At 42.6% G+C, this 4,008-nt stretch carries 3 protein-coding genes; all 3 read left to right on the top strand.

Annotated elements, in window-relative coordinates:
- Positions 1 to 477: 477 nt before the first annotated feature.
- Entirely contained in the window at positions 478 to 2,571 is a 2,094-nt protein-coding gene (locus WBJ10_RS09320; RefSeq protein ID WP_424289586.1) for a PAS domain S-box protein, read from the top strand.
- Positions 2,572 to 2,826: 255 nt separating this feature from the next.
- Positions 2,827 to 3,180, top strand: a complete 354-nt coding sequence (locus tag WBJ10_RS09315) for a PAS domain-containing protein (RefSeq protein ID WP_424289584.1) — start codon at positions 2,827 to 2,829, stop codon at positions 3,178 to 3,180.
- A 212-nt stretch (positions 3,181 to 3,392) separates the two neighbouring features.
- Positions 3,393 to 4,008: hypothetical protein (locus WBJ10_RS09310; protein WP_424289582.1), on the top strand; the 616-nt coding region annotated here is incomplete at its 3' end.

Raw genomic sequence — 4,008 nt, 5'->3', positions numbered from 1 at the left:
GTGGAATTATCGGACTAGCAGAAGAAGCCGGGGCGGATTTTTATTTGCCAAAGCCGGTAGATTTAAAGAAGCTTGAATCAGTTATGAACGATTCGTACCGTATTTTTTTGTCGAACAATCCCGATCAAAACGCTGCAGAGGCGTCCGAATTAGCGTGAAATTCAGCCCCTTGCCCCTGCTCTTCAAGCAAACTTACATAGCATTCTTCATCGGCTGGATACAGCAATGATTATTGTTTATATTGGCAGCCGGGAGGACTTGCCCTGTTAAATTCTTACTGTCGGTAGGATATTTGAGCTGCCTGCAGAATCGAAAGTGAATTGGGTAAAGGCTCGACTTTCTACTTTAAGTTGCCACTCTAGCAAAGGAGCTGTTGCATGGGCACAAAAATCTAAGGCATTTTAACACTTTCTGCCCTTGATTAACGCTTTTTTAAGTTTTTTTTTTACTTTAGCCGACCATCAAAGCCTGTTGAATATGTTTGCCGATCCTGAAAGTTCATTTCAAAACGACTATAACTTTAACATACTTTTTTATGAGAGTCCGCAGCCCATGTGGATTGTCGATAGCCTTACACTCCAGTTTCTGGAGGTAAACAATTCAGCTATAACCACTTATGGCTACTCCAAGAAAGAGTTTTTGAGTATGACCATAAGGGACATCCTCGTGGGCGGAGTCCATAAAGATTTAGATCCTATGGATCTTTCGGGAAATGAAACTTATAATCTGGAATCGCTCCACCAATATAAAAATGGCAATCGCATACATGCAGAAGCCACCGTGTTCCCTTTTATCTTCAACGGGAGTAGAGCAAGATTAAGTTATATCAGAGATATCACCGCGAAGGTAAAAAGAGAGGCTTTACTGAAATACCTTAACTCCGCTGGAGAAGAACTTGCACTCGCTTTAAATACGGATGCTGCCTTACAAAGAATTTCGGAACTCATTGTTCCCAAATTTGCGAACTGGTTCACGATAAACGTATTGAGAGGCGTTGATGTTGACTTGTTATTCGTTCAAAATCCTGACCCTGAATATGTAAGCTGGGCAAAAGAATACAGAGAGCGCAACCCTATAACCATAGATGAGAAGGGTCTTACAGGACATATACTGAGGACCGGCGAATCCTCACTGGTACCCGTGGTAACACAGGAAATGATTGAGCAATCCATTACAGATCCGGAGCATCTGAAGAAGATAATGGCGCTTAACCTTCGCTCGTCAATAGTAGTACCGATGAAGATCAAAAATAAGATCATCGGGACAATCAATTTCATATCGACGGTTGAAAGGAAGGAATACGATGAGATAGATCTGGATTTTGCAAAAGATATGGCCACGCGTATAGCTCTGGCACTTGAAAATGCGAGGCTGTATGAGGAAGCACAGGATGCTTTAGCCCTGGCCGAGGAAGCCGACGCGGAAACTCAGGCGACCAATGAGGAAATAACCGCTATGAACGAAGAACTCAGCGCATCGAATGAGCAACTCGCTTCTGCTTATGACCGGATCCAGGAGAGTGAAGAAACGTTCCGGGCTATGGCGGAAGACACAAATGTGCTGATTGCAGTCGCCGATGAAAGCAGCAACGGGGTATATTTTAATAAAGCCTGGCAGGAAATGACCGGCAAATCAGCTGGCGAACTATTAAAGTTCGGCTGGGCCGAACTTCTTCACCCCGAAGATAAAGAACCGTGGATCGCTAAGTATTTGGCCGCCTTCGAGAAAAAAGAATCCTTAAATGGGGAATTCCGGATTTTAGATAAGAAGGGTGATTACCGGTGGCTGATGGCAAGGGTTCCCGCAAGGTTCAATTCAGATGGCTCTTTTGCAGGATATATCAGTTCATGTATCGATATCACTGACATGAAAAATGATGAAGCGAGGAAAAATGATTTCATCGGAATGGTAAGCCATGAGCTCAAAACGCCACTGACGTCAATGATGGCTATCCTGCAGATAACCAGCAAAAAATTAACGGATAGCCAGGATACCTTACTACCGGGTTTAATAGATAAATCCATTAACCAGGTAAGGAAAATGACCTCCATGATCTCGGGGTTTTTGAATCTTTCCCGCCTGGAATCAGGTAAAATGGATATTATCAAAAGCAAGTTCAACTTTGAAGATTTGATTCAGGAAATTGTCGCCGAGACTGATTTGACCGTTTCAAGTCACCGTATCACGGTGGATGCTTGCGACTCCGTAGAATTAAACGCTGACCGCGAGAAAATCGGAACTGTCATTACGAACCTGATCAGCAATGCGGTGAAGTATTCTCGTTTGGGCACGGAAATCATATTGAACTGTAAGGTGGAAGGCAACCGTGTCTTTTTTAGTGTCAGGGATCAGGGTGTAGGAATAAAGAATGAGGACCAATTGCGCTTATTCGACCGGTATTTTCGTGCGGAATCGACCAGTGCACCTTACATATCTGGCTTTGGTATTGGCCTTTATCTAAGCGCCGAAATAATTGAACGCCATGATGGAAAAATTTGGGTGGAAAGTGAATTCGGAAAGGGCAGCACGTTTTATTTTTCGCTTCCGTTGTCGGTGTCATTGCGAGTGTAACGAAGCAATCTCTTTCTGTCCTTGCGAGCCTGGCGAAGCAATCTCTGGCCTTAGAATAGATTGCTTCGTCGTGCCTCCTCGCAAAGACAACCCGGGAAATCCCTCATTCCCAAATTCTCTAATTTCCTAATTCTCCTAATTCTCAAATTAATATCGTTAATTTTACACAAAAATAAACGGTCTTCCGTTCGGTCGACGCTCAATTAATTGATTTCCATTTAATTAAAAAATAGCTAACCCAATTAAACGATAGCTATGATAGCATTGGAAGATCTAAAATCGCTTTTTTCCGAATCGCCCAATGCTTACCTGGTGCTGCTTCCCGACGCGCCCCGTTATACCATTGCCGCAGCAAATAATACCTTTCTGAAATACACCCACGTGAAGCCAGAAGAGATCGTAGGAAAAGGCATTTTCGAAGCGTTCCCGGGGAGCCCTGAAGGTAATGGTGGAATGTCTAAAGGCATGAAAGCTGTTAAGTCTTCATTAGATCAGGCATTGCTTATAAAGAAACCAAACAGGGGAGTTATTCAGAGATTCGAATTGGAAAATGCGGGAAAATATAAAACTCGTTTCTGGATATTAATGCGAATAATAAACGGGACATAAATGAGCCAAAGATCGAAGGACTTCAGACAAAGATAAATGGCGGAAGTACTCAAAAAAATCTCCGGGATACTACAATTCAGGTATTCGACTTAGAGCCCTACGCCAGTTACTTACTTGAACTAAACACTAATGGTTTTGATAACATCGCATGGGGCCTAAAAAAACATGATTACCAGGTAACCATTGAACCTAATACGATTAAAATCATTGAAGTGCCTGTCAAAGTAAGCGGTGAAGTTTCCGGGATGATTTATGCAAAAAATGATGATCACAAAGGACAGGGAAGAATTCTGATTAATTTTTTTCGAAATGGAAAACCTGCCGGACGCACACTTAGTGAAACCGATGGCTTTTTTAGTTACCTTGGGCTGCCCCCCGGGAATTATACGGCCGAAGTAGATTCTGCACAATTGAGTCAACTGAAAGCTAGTGCAAAGCCTGCCTCATTTAGTTTTAATATAGCACCTCTTTTAGAAGGTGATGTGGTAAGCGAGGTGGAATTTAAACTCCAGGACGCGGATTATATGCGCCCGCCATTAATAGATTTAACTCCTGCACGGACTGCTAATGTAGTAATTACGGGATTGAAGGCAAGTCATATCGTGCCGAAGTTCATTAACTTTCCCGATAATCGCCAAAAATCACGTTCATACAAGCCTGCAAAAACACTTATTTACAACTATTTAATCATTGCTAATGCGTTCGGAGACAAGTCGCAGTCTGCTTTGATTCAAAAGACACTTTCCAACAGGTACGGATACCCGGTAAAAGTAAATCCTTCGGGTAGTCTGTCCTATCAAATTGTTATAGAAGGATTTGAAACAAAAG

Origin of the sequence: Daejeonella sp. (genome assembly GCF_049655485.1) — a bacterium.
GTDB lineage: Bacteria > Bacteroidota > Bacteroidia > Sphingobacteriales > Sphingobacteriaceae > Daejeonella.
Note: the sequence above shows the minus strand (reverse complement) of the source record. Positions and strands in the feature narration are given on the sequence as shown.

Bases quoted from the DNA above. Each gene is read 5' to 3' on its own strand.
- WBJ10_RS09320 (WP_424289586.1), top strand. From the start codon at position 478: ATGTTTGCCGATCCTGAAAGTTCATTTCAAAACGACTATAACTTTAAC.
- WBJ10_RS09315 (WP_424289584.1), top strand. From the start codon at position 2,827: ATGATAGCATTGGAAGATCTAAAATCGCTTTTTTCCGAATCGCCCAAT.